Annotated in this window: 17 protein-coding genes; 6 read left to right on the top strand and 11 right to left on the bottom strand. The window is 68.3% G+C overall.

The features are described from left to right. The first annotated feature begins 3 nt into the window (after positions 1 to 3). Positions 4 to 576 carry a histidine phosphatase family protein gene (locus OOZ63_RS11070; RefSeq protein WP_266005533.1) on the top strand — a complete coding sequence of 191 codons (573 nt, stop codon included), beginning with the start codon at positions 4 to 6 and terminating at the stop codon, positions 574 to 576. A gap of 190 nt (positions 577 to 766) precedes the next feature. Next, positions 767 to 2,614 (top strand): diguanylate cyclase domain-containing protein, encoded by a 1,848-nt coding sequence (locus OOZ63_RS11065; RefSeq protein WP_266005531.1) that lies wholly within the window; start codon positions 767 to 769, stop codon positions 2,612 to 2,614. Here OOZ63_RS11065 and OOZ63_RS11060 read toward each other — a convergent pair. Together OOZ63_RS11060 and OOZ63_RS11055 are read right to left on the bottom strand one after the other, a co-directional pair. Continuing rightward, positions 2,599 to 3,093 (bottom strand): GFA family protein, encoded by a 495-nt coding sequence (locus OOZ63_RS11060; protein WP_266005530.1) that lies wholly within the window; start codon positions 3,091 to 3,093, stop codon positions 2,599 to 2,601. The genes OOZ63_RS11065 and OOZ63_RS11060 overlap by 16 nt on opposite strands. 3 nt (positions 3,094 to 3,096) lie before the next feature. Further along, positions 3,097 to 3,441, bottom strand: coding sequence for a hypothetical protein (locus OOZ63_RS11055; protein ID WP_266005529.1), 345 nt, complete (start codon positions 3,439 to 3,441; stop codon positions 3,097 to 3,099). A gap of 120 nt (positions 3,442 to 3,561) precedes the next feature. Here OOZ63_RS11055 and OOZ63_RS11050 point away from each other — a divergent pair, with 120 nt between their 5' ends. Together OOZ63_RS11050 and OOZ63_RS11045 are read left to right on the top strand one after the other, a co-directional pair. Further along, on the top strand, positions 3,562 to 4,626 hold the full coding sequence (locus OOZ63_RS11050; protein ID WP_266005528.1) for a serine hydrolase domain-containing protein: 1,065 nt from the start codon (positions 3,562 to 3,564) through the stop codon (positions 4,624 to 4,626). 363 nt (positions 4,627 to 4,989) lie between these two features. After that, on the top strand, positions 4,990 to 5,463 hold the full coding sequence (locus tag OOZ63_RS11045; protein WP_266005527.1) for a hypothetical protein: 474 nt from the start codon (positions 4,990 to 4,992) through the stop codon (positions 5,461 to 5,463). Here OOZ63_RS11045 and OOZ63_RS11040 read toward each other — a convergent pair. Genes OOZ63_RS11040 through OOZ63_RS11020 form a run of 5 tightly spaced genes read right to left on the bottom strand, consistent with a single transcriptional unit; the run spans position 5,460 to position 10,054 of the window. Beyond that, entirely contained in the window at positions 5,460 to 5,939 is a 480-nt protein-coding gene (locus OOZ63_RS11040) for a Fur family transcriptional regulator (protein WP_266005526.1), read from the bottom strand. The two genes, OOZ63_RS11045 and OOZ63_RS11040, sit on opposite strands and share 4 nt — an antisense overlap. Next, entirely contained in the window at positions 5,936 to 6,721 is a 786-nt protein-coding gene (locus OOZ63_RS11035; protein ID WP_266005525.1) for a metal ABC transporter permease, read from the bottom strand. The genes OOZ63_RS11040 and OOZ63_RS11035 overlap by 4 nt, the downstream gene beginning before the upstream one ends. Continuing rightward, the gene (locus tag OOZ63_RS11030) at positions 6,721 to 7,626 is read right to left on the bottom strand and encodes a metal ABC transporter substrate-binding protein (RefSeq protein WP_266005524.1); all 906 of its coding nucleotides are present in this window, start codon (positions 7,624 to 7,626) and stop codon (positions 6,721 to 6,723) included. Before OOZ63_RS11030 ends, OOZ63_RS11035 begins: the two co-directional genes overlap by 1 nt. After that, positions 7,607 to 8,764 carry a hypothetical protein gene (locus tag OOZ63_RS11025; protein WP_266005523.1) on the bottom strand — a complete coding sequence of 386 codons (1,158 nt, stop codon included), beginning with the start codon at positions 8,762 to 8,764 and terminating at the stop codon, positions 7,607 to 7,609. Before OOZ63_RS11025 ends, OOZ63_RS11030 begins: the two co-directional genes overlap by 20 nt. Positions 8,765 to 8,782: 18 nt before the next feature. Beyond that, positions 8,783 to 10,054, bottom strand: a complete 1,272-nt coding sequence (locus tag OOZ63_RS11020; protein ID WP_266005522.1) for a hypothetical protein — start codon at positions 10,052 to 10,054, stop codon at positions 8,783 to 8,785. A gap of 142 nt (positions 10,055 to 10,196) precedes the next feature. On the opposite strand from OOZ63_RS11020, the gene OOZ63_RS11015 reads away from it, so the two are divergent. Further along, on the top strand, positions 10,197 to 11,672 hold the full coding sequence (locus OOZ63_RS11015) for a protein adenylyltransferase SelO (protein ID WP_266005521.1): 1,476 nt from the start codon (positions 10,197 to 10,199) through the stop codon (positions 11,670 to 11,672). A gap of 9 nt (positions 11,673 to 11,681) precedes the next feature. Here OOZ63_RS11015 and ubiA read toward each other — a convergent pair whose 3' ends face one another. Both ubiA and OOZ63_RS11005 read right to left on the bottom strand, forming a co-directional pair. After that, on the bottom strand, positions 11,682 to 12,587 hold the full coding sequence (gene ubiA, locus OOZ63_RS11010; RefSeq protein ID WP_266005520.1) for a 4-hydroxybenzoate octaprenyltransferase: 906 nt from the start codon (positions 12,585 to 12,587) through the stop codon (positions 11,682 to 11,684). Continuing rightward, a complete protein-coding gene (locus tag OOZ63_RS11005; RefSeq protein WP_266005519.1) occupies positions 12,584 to 13,099 on the bottom strand; it encodes a GNAT family N-acetyltransferase in 516 nt (171 codons plus the stop codon). Before OOZ63_RS11005 ends, ubiA begins: the two co-directional genes overlap by 4 nt. A gap of 78 nt (positions 13,100 to 13,177) precedes the next feature. Here OOZ63_RS11005 and OOZ63_RS11000 point away from each other — a divergent pair, with 78 nt between their 5' ends. Continuing rightward, positions 13,178 to 13,885 carry a YebC/PmpR family DNA-binding transcriptional regulator gene (locus OOZ63_RS11000; protein ID WP_262972127.1) on the top strand — a complete coding sequence of 236 codons (708 nt, stop codon included), beginning with the start codon at positions 13,178 to 13,180 and terminating at the stop codon, positions 13,883 to 13,885. On the opposite strand, the gene OOZ63_RS10995 is transcribed toward OOZ63_RS11000, so the two are convergent. Beyond that, a complete protein-coding gene (locus OOZ63_RS10995) occupies positions 13,882 to 14,871 on the bottom strand; it encodes a branched-chain amino acid ABC transporter permease (protein WP_266005518.1) in 990 nt (329 codons plus the stop codon). The genes OOZ63_RS11000 and OOZ63_RS10995 overlap by 4 nt on opposite strands. Beyond that, positions 14,868 to 15,755, bottom strand: a complete 888-nt coding sequence (locus tag OOZ63_RS10990) for a branched-chain amino acid ABC transporter permease (RefSeq protein WP_266005517.1) — start codon at positions 15,753 to 15,755, stop codon at positions 14,868 to 14,870. The genes OOZ63_RS10995 and OOZ63_RS10990 overlap by 4 nt, the downstream gene beginning before the upstream one ends. Positions 15,756 to 15,772: the final 17 nt, after the last annotated feature.

Genomic DNA, 15,772 nt, shown 5'->3' with positions numbered 1-15,772 from the left:
GCCATGCCGACCGTTGACCGCCGCCATCTTCTTGTCGCGACCGCCGGCCTGGCCCTGCCCGCATGGGCACAGCCGGGAGATGCGGGGGCCCTGCTCAGAGCCGGCGGCGTTGTGATTGCCTTTCGCCATGCGCTGGCGCCGGGCACTTTCGATCCGCCCGGCTTCAAGCTCGGCGATTGCGGCACGCAGCGCAACCTCAACGACGAGGGTCGGGCCCAGGCACGGCGCATCGGCGCCTGGTTCCAGACCCAGGGCCTGCGGCCAGCCGTGGTGCGCGCGAGCCCCTGGTGCCGCTGCGTCGAGACGGCCGAGTTGGCCTTTGGCTCGGCTTCGGCTTGGCCCGCGCTGGGTTCGCCGCGCGCCGGCACCGAAGAGACCAATGCGCAATCGCTGACCGAGCTGCGCCGGGCTCTGGCGGCGGCGGCGCGGCAGCCGGGCCGTTTCGAGGTCTGGGTCACGCATATGTTTGTGCTCGGCGATCTGCTGGGCGTCAATACCGCATCGGGCGAAGGCCTGGTGCTGGGTGTGCAGGCCAACGGCCAGCCGCGCCTGCTGGCCCGGCTGGTGGTGAGCTGAGCCCGCAAGTCCCCTGAACAGGGCGGCAGGCCAACCGTGCGGCCCCGCCATAATCCTGCTGAAACACTAGGGACAACGCCGTGCTGCTGCCGGCGTGCGATCAGGGTGATTCTTGTAGACGGGGATGGCCGAGATGCCCTTCAGGCGCAGCATGTCGAGGCGGGAACCCAACTCCCTCGGGCGTGGAGTGATGCTGCTGTTGCTGGCCCTGCTGGCGATGGCGGTAGTGACGACGGTGCTGGCCTTTCGGGCTAAGCTGGCCGCGGCGCAGATCGAGCGCCAGGACGCCATCAATATCGAGCTGCGTTCGCACAACAATCTGCTGATCGATCTGTTGAATGCGGAGACCGGGCAGCGCGGCTATCTGCTGACGGGCCGCGCGCACTACCTGCAGCCCTACCTGGCGGCCATGGAGACTCTGGATGCCAGGCTGGCGGCGGTGCTTCAGCTGTATCCGCAAGGCCAGCAGCGCCAGGACCTGTATCGGGTGCGCGAGCTGGTCAGTCTCAAGCTTGACGAGCTGACGCGCACGATCGCGCTGCATGACGCTGGTCAGCCGGAACAGGCTCGGGCCCTGGTGCTCGGCGAAGAGGGCCAGCGGCAGATGGATGAGCTGCGCAGCCTGCTGGGGCCCACAATGTCCAGGCTGCGTGCCGAGCGCACGGCGCTGACCGAGCAGCTCGGCCGTGATGCCGGTCAGACCAAGCTGTTGCTTCTGTTGGGCCTGTCGCTGCTGGCGCTCTTCGCCGCGCTGGCGCTGTGGCAGGTGCTCAGCGCCGGCCGGCGGCTGCGGGCTGCCGAGCAACGCATGCGCAGCATTGCCGACAATGTGCCGGCGCTGATCACCCAATTCGATGCCAGCCATCGTCTGGTATTCGCCAATGCCCAAGTGAGCAAGGTCTACGGCCTCGCGGCTGAGGCGCTGCTGGGCAAGACCGTAGGCGAGGTTCGCGGCGAGGCCGTTGCGGTTGCGCTGCAGCCTCAGATCGAGCGTGTCATGCAGGGCCAGCGGGTCGAGTTCGAGAGCAGCTCGACGATTGCCGGACGCCTTCGCCATTTCCAGCAAAGCTATGTGCCCGATATCGATGCCGACGGCGCGGTGCGCGGCTTCTACTCGGTTTCGGTCGACATCACCGAGCGCAAGGCCATCGAGGCCCGCGTGGTCGCCAGCGAGCACGGCATGCGCGCCATCGCCGACAGCCTGCCGGTGCTAATCACCTATCTGGACGCGCAGCTGCGCCTGCGCTTCCTCAATGCGACCTTTCTCGAATGGCTGGGCATAGACCCGGCCGCTGCGCTGGGCCGACCGTTGCGGGAGGTCATCGGCCCCGAGCTGTTTGCGCAGCGCGAAGCGCATCTGACGCGCGCGCTGGCCGGCGAGCGCCAGCAGTTCGAGCTTTGCTCGACCGCGCTGGGCATCACCCGTCACATCCAGAACACCTACATTCCTGATCAGCGCCCCGATGGTCGTGTCGTCGGCATCTACGCGCTGAGCACCGACATCACGCCGATGAAGTTGGCCGAGCAGCGCCTGGCAGAGCTGGCTCGCTCTGACACCTTGACCGGCCTGCCGAACCGGCGCCAGTTCGACGAGCGCCTGGCGCTGGCGCTCGCCCGCGGCCGCCGCGATGTCAACAGCCTGTTGGCCCTGCTGTTTCTCGATATCGATCACTTCAAGGATGTCAATGACGGCCATGGCCATGGTGTCGGCGATGCGGTGTTGCAGCAGTTCGCCGCGCGGCTGCGCGACTGCGTGCGCAGCACCGATCTGGTGGCCCGGCTGGCCGGCGACGAGTTCGTGCTGGTGCTCGAAGGCCTGGCCGAGGCCGAGGATGCGGCCGCCGTCGCGCAGAAAATCCTCGACGCGATGCGCGATCCGATCGGCCTTGGCGAAGGGCTCGATCTCAGCGTTGGCACCAGCATCGGTGTAGCCACCCTGCGCGGCGGCGCGGCCACGCCCCAGCAACTGACCGCGCGCGCCGATGCGGCGCTCTATCGCGCCAAGCGCGAAGGCCGTCGACGCTACGCCTTCGACTGAGCCGCCAGCAGCGCCGTGCGCCGCGCCAGGCTCTCCGGCGGCCAATGAGCCTTGCGGTCGTAGTACTCGGGCACGGCTGGCGTGCCCGGTGGCAGCAGCAGCCAGGGTTGCTTGGAGGCGGTGAAAATGTGGATGTCAGGTGGCAGGCGGTCAGGCTCATCCAGGCTGCCGACCCGCACAAAGCTGACCGAGCGGCCGGCGCCTGCGTAGTGGCTCCACAGTGCGATCCGGCATATCGGGCAGCGCGCGATCAACTGGCCCTTGCCGCTGGCCGACGGGGTGTCGACCAACTCGGGCGTGCCGGCCAGCAGACTCAGGCGCTCGGTCTCTATCATCGCGTTGAGCGCGAAGGCCGAGCCGCTTTCGCGCTGGCACCAGCGGCAATGGCAGCAGTGAACGAATAGCGGGGCGCTCTCGAGCTGGTAGCGAACGCTGCGGCAATCGCAGCCGCCGGCCATCGGATAGGCCGCAGTGCTCATCGCTCAGGACTGGTGCAGCACCGAGGCCGCCGGAGTGGCCAGCGGCGCGGCGGAGCGGGCGGGCAGCCAGCCGAGCTGGCCGGTCTTGATGTGGCGCATGCACTGGGCCAGCAGCCTGCTCGAGCTCGGGCCTGCGCAGCCGACGGCGACCTGCAGCTCATGCTCGGCCGCAAGGGCAATGGGCACAGCGCCAAACTGGCCCTGGGCCACCGCACTGGCTTCAGGCGCGCTGGCATAGAGGGCGGCCACCATGCCGAAGCTGCCGTCGCCATCGAGCTCGGCAAGGCTTTGGCAGCCGCTGCAAAGCAGGGCCAGCACGAGGAAGGCGGACTTGGATGGCAGCGACATAATGGAGCGATTTTGCGCAGTACCGAGCCCCTCTGACCATCGGTACTAGCCCGGGCGAGCCCCGCACAGCGGGGCTTTGCCCGGATGGTCGTGACGCGCGGCGCGGGCTCTAATGTGGGCATGAACGCCACACCCGACCTCAGCGCCGCCATCGCCCTGGCCCAGGCCCATGAAACCCCATGGCCGCGCGATCCGCTGGCCGATCCGGCCGCCTGGGGCGTGCACCATGAGGACCCGCCGCCCTACAACCGGCTGCGTGGCCCGGTCCATCCGCGCGGCCCGCAGTCCGGCGTGGTCCTGCAGCGCGGCCGCGAGATCGCCGCTTGGGGCGAGCCGGACCGCGCCGATCTGACCTTCAGCGTAGCCAAGACGTATCTGTGCCTGCTGGCCGGCATCGCGCAGCGCGACGGCCTGCTGCCCGACTTGCAGGCGCCGGTCGCGCAGCGCCTGCCCGGCATCGGCTTCGACAGTCCGCACAACCGCCGCATCAGCTGGGCCCAACTGCTGGACCAAAGCAGCGAATGGGAGGGCGAGTGCTTCGGCCTGCCCGACACGGTGGACCGCTGGCGCAAGGTGGCCAATGACCCGCGCTCAGCCGGGGGACCCAAGGGCAGCGCGCGGCCGCTGCAGGCGCCGGGCAGCTACTGGGAATACAACGATGTGCGCATCAACCAGCTGGCGCTAGCCCTGCTGCAGCTGTTCCAGAAGCCGCTGCCCGAGGTCTTTCTGGACGAGATCCTGAAGCCCCTTGGCGGCGGTGCGGGCTTTGCATGGCGTGGCTACGACGATGCCTGGGTGACGCTGGCCGATGGCCGGCGCGTGCAGTCCGTGCCCGGCGGCACGCATTGGGGCGCGGGCGTCTCGATCAGCAGCCGCGACCAGGCCCGCGTCGGCCAGCTGCTGCTGCAGGACGGCCGCCACGATGGTCAGGCCCTGCTGCCCGCCGGCTGGGTGGCGGGCATGGTCGAGCCCTGCGCGATCGCCCCGTTCTACGGCCGACTGGTCTGGCTCAATCGCGAAGGCAGGGCCTTTCCCGGCGCCTCGCCTCAAGCCTTCTTCATGATGGGGGCCGGTGGCCATGTGGTGTGGATAGAGCCGGCCCTGGACGCGGTGGTGGTGCTGCGCTGGCTCGACGGTGCTCACCATGCGGCGGTCATGCGGGCCATTGCCGCAGCGCTGGCCTGAGCGTCGGCAGAATCCGTCCGCTTGCCAGACTTGATGAGAAAGACCCGTCAGCGGGTGGGCAGCCAAGCCCGCTAATTTCTGCGCACGTGGTCCCGCTGCCTTGTTTTCCTGCTCCTGTCCTTGATGCTGGTGCGCCCGGCGATGTCCGCGCCGCCGACCCTGCGCATGGGCGGCTTTGCGGTGGCGCCGCTGATGCTGGGAGGCCAGGACCGCCAGTGCACGGGGCCTTGCCCGATCTCATCCGCAGCGAGATCGCTCCTCAGACACGGATGCGTTTCGTCTGGCAGCCGGTGATGAGCTTTGCCCGCGGCCTTTGAAGCTTGCGCGACGGCAGCGTCGATGTGCTGCTGATGCACAGCGCCGATGGCGCTCAGTCCCCTGAGTACGGCCGCTACGACGGGGTCTATTTGCAGACCGAGGGTGCAACTGGCGGTGCTGGAATCGTCCAGCCTGCGCGAAGTCGGCTCGCTCGACGAGCTGGCCGGCCTGCCGATTGGCTGGGTCTCGGGCAGCAAGCCGCCGCACGAGCTGGCGGCCCTGCCCATCCACTGGCAGCCGGCCTCGGGGCAGAACTGGCAGACGATCAGTCCGCGCAAGCTGGCCGCCAAGCGCATCCAGGCGGCCTACTACGATGACGCCAACCCCTATTCGCCAGCCCATCTGGCGCGCCAGCAGGGCGTGGCGACATGCCTTGTCCTGCTGCCGATGCCGCAGCGGCCGTTCACGATGGCATGTTCGATGACGACCGCCCCCGCCCTGATTGCCGAGTTTGGTGCGCTTGCGGCCAAGGCCTTCAAGGGCGAGCGCTTCAGTCAGTACCTGCAGGCTTGTCGCTAGCCTGCGGGCGCAGCACACGCCGCGCAGCGGCCCTTGATCTCAATTGCTGCCGGCGTGAAGCCGCTGGCGTCGGCGCGCAGCGCGGCCTTCAGCCCCTCGAACCAGCCCGGCGCCTGCCATTCCTGGATGCTGCCGCAGCTGCTGCAGATCAGCATCATCGTCGGGTGCGCATGGTGGCCGTGCTCGCAGACCACATAGCTGTTGGTCGTATCGACCTTGTGGACCAAATGCTGGTCGATCAGGAAGTCCAGCGCGCGGTAGACCGTGGTCGGTGCGACCCGGCCATGGCGGCTCTGCATGTCTTCCTGGATGTCATAGGCCTTGGCATGGCCGGCCCGGCGCAGCAGCAGTTCCAGCACCTCGCGCCGCTGCTCGGTCAGCTGGGCGCCGCGCGCCTCGCAGTGGCTGCGCGCCTCGTCCAGCCGACGGGCCAGTGCCGCTTCGGCGGACTTGGTTTTGGTGGCGCTGCTGCTCATGCGGGCAGTTTAGCCGGGCGCAGCAGGGACAGGCCGGCCAGGCCCACGAGGCTGAGCACCACCATGGGCCCGGCCGGCAGGTCCAGATGCCAGCTCAGGCCCAGGCCCAATGCATAGGCGGCCGCGCCCAGCAGCGCGGCCAGCCAGGCCGGCAGCCGCCGCGCCGCGACCAGGGCCGGCACGATCAGCGTGGCGAACACCAGGTAGAGCCCCAGCAGCGGCACGCTGAGGCTGACCAGCAGTGCGAAGGCCGGATAGAAACCAGGCCCGCTGTCCAACAGGCCGGGCCGCAGCCGGCGCAGGCACAGATAGACCGCGCTGGCTCCTGCCAGTGGCACGAGCGCCGGCCAGTCCACCCACAGCACATCGCCGGACAGCAGGGCGCCGAGCTTTTGTGCGCCATGCGGGTCAGCGCTGACCCAGATCACGGCGGTGGAGGCGGCCGCGATATAGAGCAGGCCGATCAAGGCCTCGCGCCGCTCGGGCCACAGCCGCGAGAGCCCGGCCACCAGCAGCGCACCGGCCAGGGCCGCTGCGGCGCCGCAGAGCTGGGGCAGCAGGGGGGACAGCGGCTCGAGCCAGCCGGGCAGCTCGTTCGGATGCTCAGCGTGGCCCAAGAGCTGGCCGGCCACCAGTACACCCAGACCGGCCATCTGCGCGATCGCCAGATCGATGAAGACGATGCCGCGCGCCAGCACCTGGCGGCCCAGCGGCAGATGGGTGGCCAGCACCAGCCAGCCGCCCAGCAGCGGCGCCAGCAAGATGGGCAGTTCTTGCAGCATCAGGGCTTGCTGATCGCAAGCAACTGTGCGAGCAGCTCGTCGAACAGTCCGGCCAGGGTCGCGGCGGGGCCGTCGTCGGTGACGGTAGCCGGCAGACGCAGCAGCGGTAGTCTGGTCTGCTCGGCCAGCCAGCGGCCGGGCTTTTCGTCCTGGTAGAGGCTGGTGACGATGGCCAGCGGCCTTTCACGCGCCACTTGCTGTTGCAGTTGCTGCAGATGGCTCATCGTGGGCGGCACCCCCGGCTTGGGCTCCAGGTCGGCGATCTGCCTGAGCTTCAGCCACAGCCAGAGGTAGGCGTAGGTGCTGTGCTGACCGACCACGGCCCGGCCCTGTAGCGGCGCGGCGCGCTGCTCCCATGCCGGGATGCGGCGCTGCCAGTCGGCCGCCCAGGCAGCGTGGCGCTGGCGGATCTGGGCGGCGCGTGGCGCATCCAGCATCGCCAAGCGCTCGGCAAGCGCCGCCGCTACGCTCAGCAGGCGCCGGGGATCCAGTTGCAGATGCGGGTTGCCCTCGGCATGCACATGGCCTTCGTTGAAGCCCACTGCGCTGCGCTTGTCGATCAGCTCGACCACGTCCTCGACATAGAACATGCCGGGCTTGCCGTCCTGCACCCGGGCATTGCTGGCGCGGGCTAGCAGCATCGGCAGCCAGCCGGCCTCCAACGAGGCCCCGGTGCAGATGGCCAGATCAGCACGGCGCAGTGCCGCGATCAAGGCCGGGCGGGCCTCGATATTGTGGGGGTCCTGCAACGCATGGGTGGCGCTGGTGACGCGGGCCTCGGGCGCCAGTTCGCGGGTCAGCGCCGCCCATTCGGGCTCGCAGCTGAAGACCTCCAGCGCCTGGGCCGGCAGGACTACGCAGGCACTGATCAGCAGGCCGGCCAGCTTAGAAACTGTGCGCACCATGGGCTCCGAAGCTGACGATGTATTGCAGCTGCACTGAGCGCTTGATGGCCGCATCGAAGCCGCCACGATCGTCTTGCCGGCTGTATTGCAAGCGCAGCGACTGCGCATGCGAGGGCTTCCAAGCCAGCATCAGGGTCTGCTCGCGCAGCTTGGCCGGGTGAAAGTGGTCGCCATGCGGCTCGCGCAGCGACAGGCTGTCGATCCGCAGCCCGGTCTCCCACTGCGGGGCCAAGCGCCAGACCGCGGCCAGATAGGCCGAACGGTGCTTATCGCCGGAACCGGCGAACTCGTTCAGGCGGCTGACTTGGGCCAACTCGCCCGACAGGCGCAGCTGCTGCACGCCGTTGTTGCCGCCGGGCGACCACTTCCAGACCCCGTCGACGATCCACAGATGGCGCCCCTGGTAGCGTGCGCCATGCGCGTGGTCGTGGCCTTCCTCCTCCTCATGGGCGTCCTCGTCCTCGTGCTCGTGCTCATGCGCACCGCTGCCCGGTGCCTTGTTGCGCAGATAGGAGAGGCCCAGCTGCCAGCTCTGGCTGTGGCCGATATCGCCGCCCAGCTTGGTGTTGGCGGCCCAGGCGGCGATGCTGGGGCGGGCGCCCTCGGCATCCGGGTTGAGCTCGCGGCCGCTCAGCAGCTCGATGCCGCTGCGCCAGTACAGCGCGGTCGGTGCCGTCCATGACAGGCGCAGGCCGTTGTCGAAATAGTGGCCGCCAAGAAAGCTGCGGTAGAGCAGCGGCCGCTCGCTGAAATCATCCGCATGGGGATGCTGCTCGTTCAGATAGCCCAGCTGGGCCAGCATGCGACCACCGCGCAGCTGCAGCCCGGCCGGCAGGCTGCGGGTCTCGACCCAGGCCTCCTCCAGCTCGGACTCAATTTTCTTCTTGCCCTCATGGCTGTGGCTGTGTGCGGCCAGCGTAGCGCGGCCGGCGAAGTGCTCGCCCAGATTGCCGGCCACACCCAGCTCCAGCCCGCCCAGGTGGGCGCCCTGGGGCCGCGCACCCAGGGCCAGCTCGCGCGAAGCCGCACCGACATCGAGTACCAGCCCCCACTGCAGCGCATCGGACTTGCTCTGCTGGGCCTGGGCGTTGGCCAATAGCGGGGTGGCAAGTGCCAGGGTCAGGAGTTTGAGTTTCATGGGATCGACTTGGTTGGTTTAGCGTTGGATACCCAGCCAGGCCAGGCCGGCGGGCGCGAAGTCCAGCTTCAGGGCCGGGCGCAGCGTGGCGCCGGCGGTGTCTACGGGCAGCAACTGGCGGCCCAGCGGGTCGGAGATCCAGGCCTCGTCGCGAGCCTGGCTGGTGGCGATGGCCGGGAAGGGCGCGGCCGTGGGCATGGCCGGCACGGCGGCCAGGCGCTTGATCGGGGCCCACTGCTGGCGCGCGTCGAGCAGGTGCAGGGTGCCCAGATCGTCCAGCAGCATCAGCTTGCCGCCCTGGCGGTCGAATGCGTGGGCGCGACGCGTGCGGCCCTCGGCCCACGCGATTTTCTTGAGGCTGCCGGCCACCGGGTCGATCTCGTAGACCAGGCCCGGTGAGGCCAGGCCCACCAGGGAGGTCAGGTGGCTGTGGCCGATCACGGTGCCGATGCGGGCGTTGGCCGGCATATCGGCCGGGTTGGGCAGCTTGCGGGCCGTAAAACTCTCGCCGCTTTGCGTCACCAGCAGCACGCCGTCGCTGCAACCGAAGGCAGTGTGGTCCTTGTTCGAGAAGCTGCCGTGTAGATCGGGGCAGGGGGTGTCGAAGCGCTGCACGAACTGCCAACTGCTGCCGCTGCGGCGGTAGAGCTCGACATGGCTGGGCAGGGTGGAGGTGGCGTCGGCGGCGCGCCAGGTGCTCAGCAGGAACATGCCGCGCGGCTCGGCCGTGCCGTGCATGGCCAGCGGCAGGCTCAGGCTGGACTCGGGCGTGCCGCTGGCGATGGCGGCCTCGTTGAAGACCTGGACCTGGGCGCTGCGGTTCTCGGCCGCGACCCCGTCCATAAAGAAGGCGGCGCGGCCCTCATGCACCTCGTAATGGGTTGGACGCGCGCCGCTGATGCGGGCGGCGAGCAGCTTGGGTGCCTGCTTGTAGTCGTGCAGATGGTCCACATGGTCCTCCTGCCACAGGCCACCATCGGCGATTTGCACCAGGTCCTGGGTCCGCTGCACCGCCAGTGCATGACGGTAACTGGGGCTGGCCAGCACGGCCGAGGGCGTGTTGGCCAGCGCGAAGCTGCTCAGCACACTGGCGCTGTCCAGCTCGTACAGGCGCAGGCTGGGCGAGTTGGCCTCAATCAGGGCCAGGCGGCCGGCGCTGTCGATGCGCAGCCCCTCGTCATGATCGTCGTCGACGTCCCCTGAGCCGCCGCCGCAGGCGGCCAGCAGCAAGGAGGACAACGCGGCCAGCAGGCTTAGCCGGCGCTTGAAGGAGGGAGCTGCAGGGTTCATGGATGTTGATTTACAAAGATGTAATAACGTTACTGTAACAGTATAACGTTCTATGTGATTATGGATTCTGCGACCCGTCCGGGACGGGGGCCATCGGCGGCGGTCGGCGACAGCGCAGGCCGGAACTGGCAAGCTGCGCACCATGACGATGACGCCGCTCCCCACTTTTGCTTTCGACAACAGCTATGCACGCGAGCTCGAGGGCCCCGCCTTTTATGCGGCCGCCCGGCCGGAGCCCGCGCCGGCACCGCGTCTGCTCTACATGAACCAGGCGCTGGGCGATGAGCTGGGCCTGCCGCAGCTGGCTGCCGAGCAGGCTGCCGCGCTGTTTTCCGGCAACACCCTGCCTGTCGGCGCTCAGCCGATCGCTCAGGCCTATGCCGGTCACCAGTTCGGCGGCTTCTCGCCGAGCCTGGGCGACGGCCGGGCGCTGCTGATCGGCGAGCTGATCGACCGCGACGGTCGGCGCCGCGACCTGGCCTTCAAGGGCTCGGGCCGCACGCCCTTCTCGCGCAACGGCGATGGCCGGGCCGCCGTCGGGCCGATGCTGCGCGAGTTGCTGATCGGCGAGGTCATGCATGCCCTGGGCGTGCCCAGCACCCGGGCGTTGGCCGTGGTGGCCACCGGCACGATGGTGCGGCGTGAGCAGCCGCTGCCCGGCGCAGTGCTGACCCGGGTGGCTGCCAGCCATCTTCGCGTCGGCACGTTTGAGTACTTCTCGGCGCGCGGCGATATCGATTCGCTGCGCCGCCTGCTGGCCTACGCACTGGCCCGCCACGATGCGGAGCTGGCCGATGCGCCGGTGCCGGCCCTGGCCCTGCTGGGTGCGGTGGCGCGGCGCCAAGCGCGGTTGATCGCGCAGTGGATGAATCTGGGCTTCATTCACGGGGTGATGAATACCGACAATATGTCGATCTCGGGCGAGACCATCGACTACGGGCCCTGCGCCTTCATGGAGCGCTACGACCCGGCCACCCGCTTCAGCTCGATCGACCAGCAAGGACGCTATGCGTACGGCAATCAGCCGGCAATTGCCCGCTGGAACCTGGCCCGGCTGGCTGAGGCGCTGCTGCCGACCATGGTCGATCCGGACGGCCCGGAGGCTGAGATCGAGCAGGCCGTCGCCCAGGTCAGCGAAGTCATCGATGCTTTCCCGGCCTGGTACGAGGCGGCGCTGCGCGAGGGCCAGCGGCTCAAGCTAGGCCTGGATGCGCCCGATGCGGCGCTGGCCGACGCCTGGCTGGCCCTGCTGCAGCGCGGCGGCGCCGATTTCACTCTGGCCTGGCGCGCGCTGGCCGAGGCTCGCGAGGGCAACGAAGCCGCGGTGCATGCGCTTTTCGACGACAGCACGGGGCTGTCCGCCTGGCTGCAGCACTGGCAGGCCGCCTGCACGGCCACGCCAGCCCAGCTGCGCGCGGCCAGCCCGCGCCTGATTGCGCGCAACCACCGCGTCGAGGAGGCGCTGGCCGCCGCCTCGGAAGGCGGCGACATGGCGCCGACCGAAGCGCTGCTGGTCGCGCTGCGCCAGCCCTTCAGCGCCGACCCAGTGTTGCAGCGCTATGCCGAACCGGCGCCGGCGGCCTTGACTGCAGGGTATCGGACGTTTTGCGGGACTTGAGGGCGCCGCTTAGCCGCGCAGCGCCAGGTCGGCCACCGTGCCGGCGAACAGTGCGAAGCCCAGCCAGTGGTTCTGCCGGAAGGCCTTGAAGCATCCCTCGCGGCTGCGGTCCTTGATCAGCGTGTAGTGCCACAGCACCTGGGCCGCCGCCGCCGCCACGCCCAGCAGAAAGATCCCGCCCAGGCCGAAGCGCAGCCCCAGCCAGGTCCAGCTGGCCAGAAAGATGGCGTAGAAAGCCATCACGCCGGCCACATCGAAGCGGCCCAGCGTCAGCGCCGAGGTCTTGATGCCGATGCGGATGTCATCGTCGCGGTCCACCATCGCGTACTCGGTGTCATAGGCCAGCACCCAAAACAGATTGGCCACCAGCAAGGCCCAGGCTGACAGCGGCACCGCGCCGCTGAGCGCTGGCCAGCTCCAGTTGTTGCCGCCCAGCGCGGCCGAGAAGGCCATCGGGATGCCGAAGCTGAAGGCCACACCCAGCACGGCCTGCGGCATCGCGACCAGTCGCTTGGCATACGGATAGACCAGCGCAACGGCCAGCGCAGCGAAGGACAGCACAATGGTCGGCGCGTTGCTCGTCAGCACCAGCGCGAAGGCCACGAGCGCAAGACCCGCCCCCAGCAGCAGGGCTTCCTTTACCGAGACCGCGCCGCTGGTGACCGGGCGCTGGGCGGTGCGTTTGACATGCTTGTCGAATTCGCGGTCAGCCACATCGTTGACGCAGCAGCCGGCCGAACGCATCAGCACCGTGCCCAGCGTGAACACCAGCAGCAGATGCCAGCCCGGCCAGCCATCGGCCGCGATCCACAACGCCGACAAGGTGGGCCACAGCAGCAGCAGCCAGCCGGCGGGGCGGCTCCAGCGGATCAGGTCCAGGTACAGCGACAGGCGAGACGGGGCATTGGTACTCATGACCCCGGCATTGTGTCAGCTGGGCGAAGCGGTTTGCGGTAGATCGTGAGCGCCTGGCCCTCATGGGCTATGCGTTCGATGGCCTGCCAGCTAGCGCGCCGCAGCAGGCTGTCTGCGCTGCCGGTGGCGCAGTAAAGATGCTCGAGGCCCTGCGCGGCCGCCCTTGCCTCCAAGCCGCGCAGCAGTTGCAGGCCGATGGCCTGGCCGCGTCGCGCCGGGTCCACGCAGCCGACCGCCGCCCAGGGGGACAGATGGCCGTGGCTGACAATGGACTGCGCTTTCAGCGCCGCGATGCCCAGCAGCCGGCCGTGTTTATCGAGCGCGATCAGGCCCAACGGCAGACCCTCAAGCCGTGCGAAGCCCTGCAAGTCGGCCGCCGCATCGCCACGCCCGGTGCAATACCAGCCCGGCCACTCGGCCTCGAACCAGGCCACCAGTGTCGGCACAGCCTCGGGATGGTGGGCGAGGGCTTCGATCCGTAAGGATGAGGGCCTGGGGGCGTTCTGGGGCATGGTGCGCGCATTGTGTGTCAGCGGCGAGGGTGTATAACCCCGCCCCACCAACCCGCAGATCAGCAAGGAGCAGCCGTCATGGGCGCACAGTGGAAAGCCAAACACAAGGACCTGGCCGCCAATGCCAAGGGCCGCATCTTCACCAAGCTGTCCAAGGAAATCATGCAGGCCGCGCGAGGCGGGGCCGATCCAGACATGAACGCGCGGCTGCGCATGGTGGTCGAGCAGGCCAAGAAGGCCTCGATGCCGCGCGAGACCCTAGAGCGCGCGATCAAGAAGGGCGCCGGCCTGCTGGGCGAGGCGGTGCAGTTCGAGCGCGTCACCTATGAGGGCTTCACGCCGCACCGAGTGCCGCTGATCGTCGAGTGCCTGACCGACAACGTCAACCGCACCGTGTCTGAGATCCGCGTGCTGTTCCGCAAGGGCCAGCTGGGCGCCGCCGGCTCGGTGTCATGGGATTTCGACCATGTGGGCCTGATCGAGGGCGCGCCGGCCGCCGCCGGCGCCGATGCGGAACTGGCCGCGATCGAGGCTGGCGCTCAGGACTTCGAGCCGGGCGAGGAAGAGGGCCAGACCCTGTTCATCAGCGAGCCGGCCGATCTCGATGTGGTCGTCAAGGCGCTACCGGCCCATGGCTTCAACGTCCTCTCGGCCAAGCTGGGCTACCGGCCCAAGAATCCGGTGGCGGGTCTTGGCGCGGCCGAGCTCGAAGAGGTGGAGGCCTTTCTGGCCGCCATCGACGCGCACGATGATGTGCAAGAGGTCTACGTCGGCTTGGCCGGCTAGGTGCTGGCGCGCGCCCTGAGCTTGTCCCACAGCGCCAGCGCCTCGCCCACCACGCCGCGCCTGAAGGCGAGCACGCAGATGATGAAGATCAGGCCGGTGACCAGGCTGACAGACTCGCCCAGGCCGTTGAACCAGTTGATGCCGGTGATCTCGGCCAGGGCTTTGCCGGCGTCGCCGATCTTGTTCTCCAGCGCGATGATGATCAGCGCGCCGACGATGGGGCCGATCATGGTGCCCATGCCGCCGACCAGGGTCATCAGGATCACCAGGCCCGAGGTGGTCCAGATCGCATCGGTCAGGGTCGCAAAGCCCAGCACCAGGGTCTTGGTGGCGCCGGCCAAGCCGGCCAGCGCGGCCGATAGCACGAAGGCCACCAGCTTGAAGCGATCGACGTCGTAGCCCAGTGAGGTGGCGCGTGCCTCGTTCTCACGGATCGAGGTCAGCACCTGGCCAAAGGGCGAATGCACGGTTCGGTAGATCAACCAGAAGCCCGCGCCGAAAATCGCCAGCACGACGTAGTACAGGCTCAGGTCGCTGCTCAGGTCAATGCCGAAAAAACTGCCGCGCGGCACCGACTGCAGTCCATCCTCGCCACCGGTGAAGGGCGCCTGAAGAAAGAAGAAGAACAACATCTGGGCGAGCGCCAGCGTGATCATCGAGAAGTAAATGCCGGAGCGGCGGATCGCCAGCAGGCCGAACACCAGACCCACCGCAGCGGCCGCGCCTGCGCCGAACAGCAGGCCCAGCGGCGCCGGCAGGCCCCACACCTTCAGCGCATGACCGGCGCCGTAAGCGGCCGCGCCTAAAAAGGCGGCATGGCCGAAGCTTAGCAGGCCGGTGAAGCCAATCAGCAGATTGAAGGCGCAGGCGAAGAGGGCATAGCACATGACCTTCATCACGAAGATCGGATAGACGCCCAGCCAGGGCAGGATGGCGACAGCCAGGAACAGCGCGCCGTAGCCGATCAAGGGGTTCTTGTGGTTCATTTCTCTTTACCGAACAGACCGGCAGGGCGCACCAGCAGGACGATGGCCATCACGACGAACACGACGGTGTTGGAGGCCTCGGGGTAGAACACCTTGGTCAGTCCTTCGACGATCCCAAGACCGAGGCCGGTCAGAATCGAGCCGAGGATGGACCCCATGCCACCGATCACGACCACAGCGAACACGACAATGATCAGATTGCTGCCCATCAGCGCTGTGACCTGCAGGATGGGCGCGGCCAGCACGCCGGCAAAAGCCGCCAGCGCAACGCCGCCTGCGTAGGTCAGCGTGATCATCCGCGGCACATTGATGCCGAAGGCCTGCACCAGCTTGGGGTTCTCGGTGCCGGCGCGCAGCGTGGCGCCCAGCGAGGTTTTCTCGATCAGGGCCCAGACCGCGAAGCACACCAGCAGCGAGGCCACGACGACCCAAGCGCGGTAGTTCGGCAGGATCATGAAGCCCAGATTGCTCGCACCCTGCAGGGCCTCGGGCACGTTGTACTGTTGGCCCGAGACGCCGTAGAAGCTGCGAAAGATGCCTTCCATCACCAGCGTGATGCCGAAGGTCAGCAAGAGGCCGTAGATATGGTCGAGCTTGTAGAGCCACTGCAAGAGCAGCCGCTCTATCAGGATGCCCAGCAGGCCAACGATCAGCGGCGCCAGCAGCAGCATCACCCAGTAATTGAGCCCCAAATACTCCAGCCCCATCCAGGCCAGGAACGCGCCCATCATGTAGAGGGCGCCGTGGGCGAAGTTGATGATGTTGAGCATGCCGAAGATCACGGCCAGGCCCAGCGACAGCATCGCGTAGAACGAGCCGTTCACCAGGCCCAGCAGCAGCTGCCCGAGCAGCGCCGGCAAAGGAATGCCAAAAAAGTCTGTCATGTCTTCAGCAGCTCAAT

Origin of the sequence: Paucibacter sp. PLA-PC-4, assembly GCF_026241155.1 — a bacterium.
In the GTDB taxonomy this organism is placed as follows: Bacteria; Pseudomonadota; Gammaproteobacteria; order Burkholderiales; family Burkholderiaceae_C; genus Roseateles_E.
The sequence above is the reverse complement of the archived record's forward strand: the minus strand, read 5'-3'. Positions and strand labels throughout refer to the sequence as shown.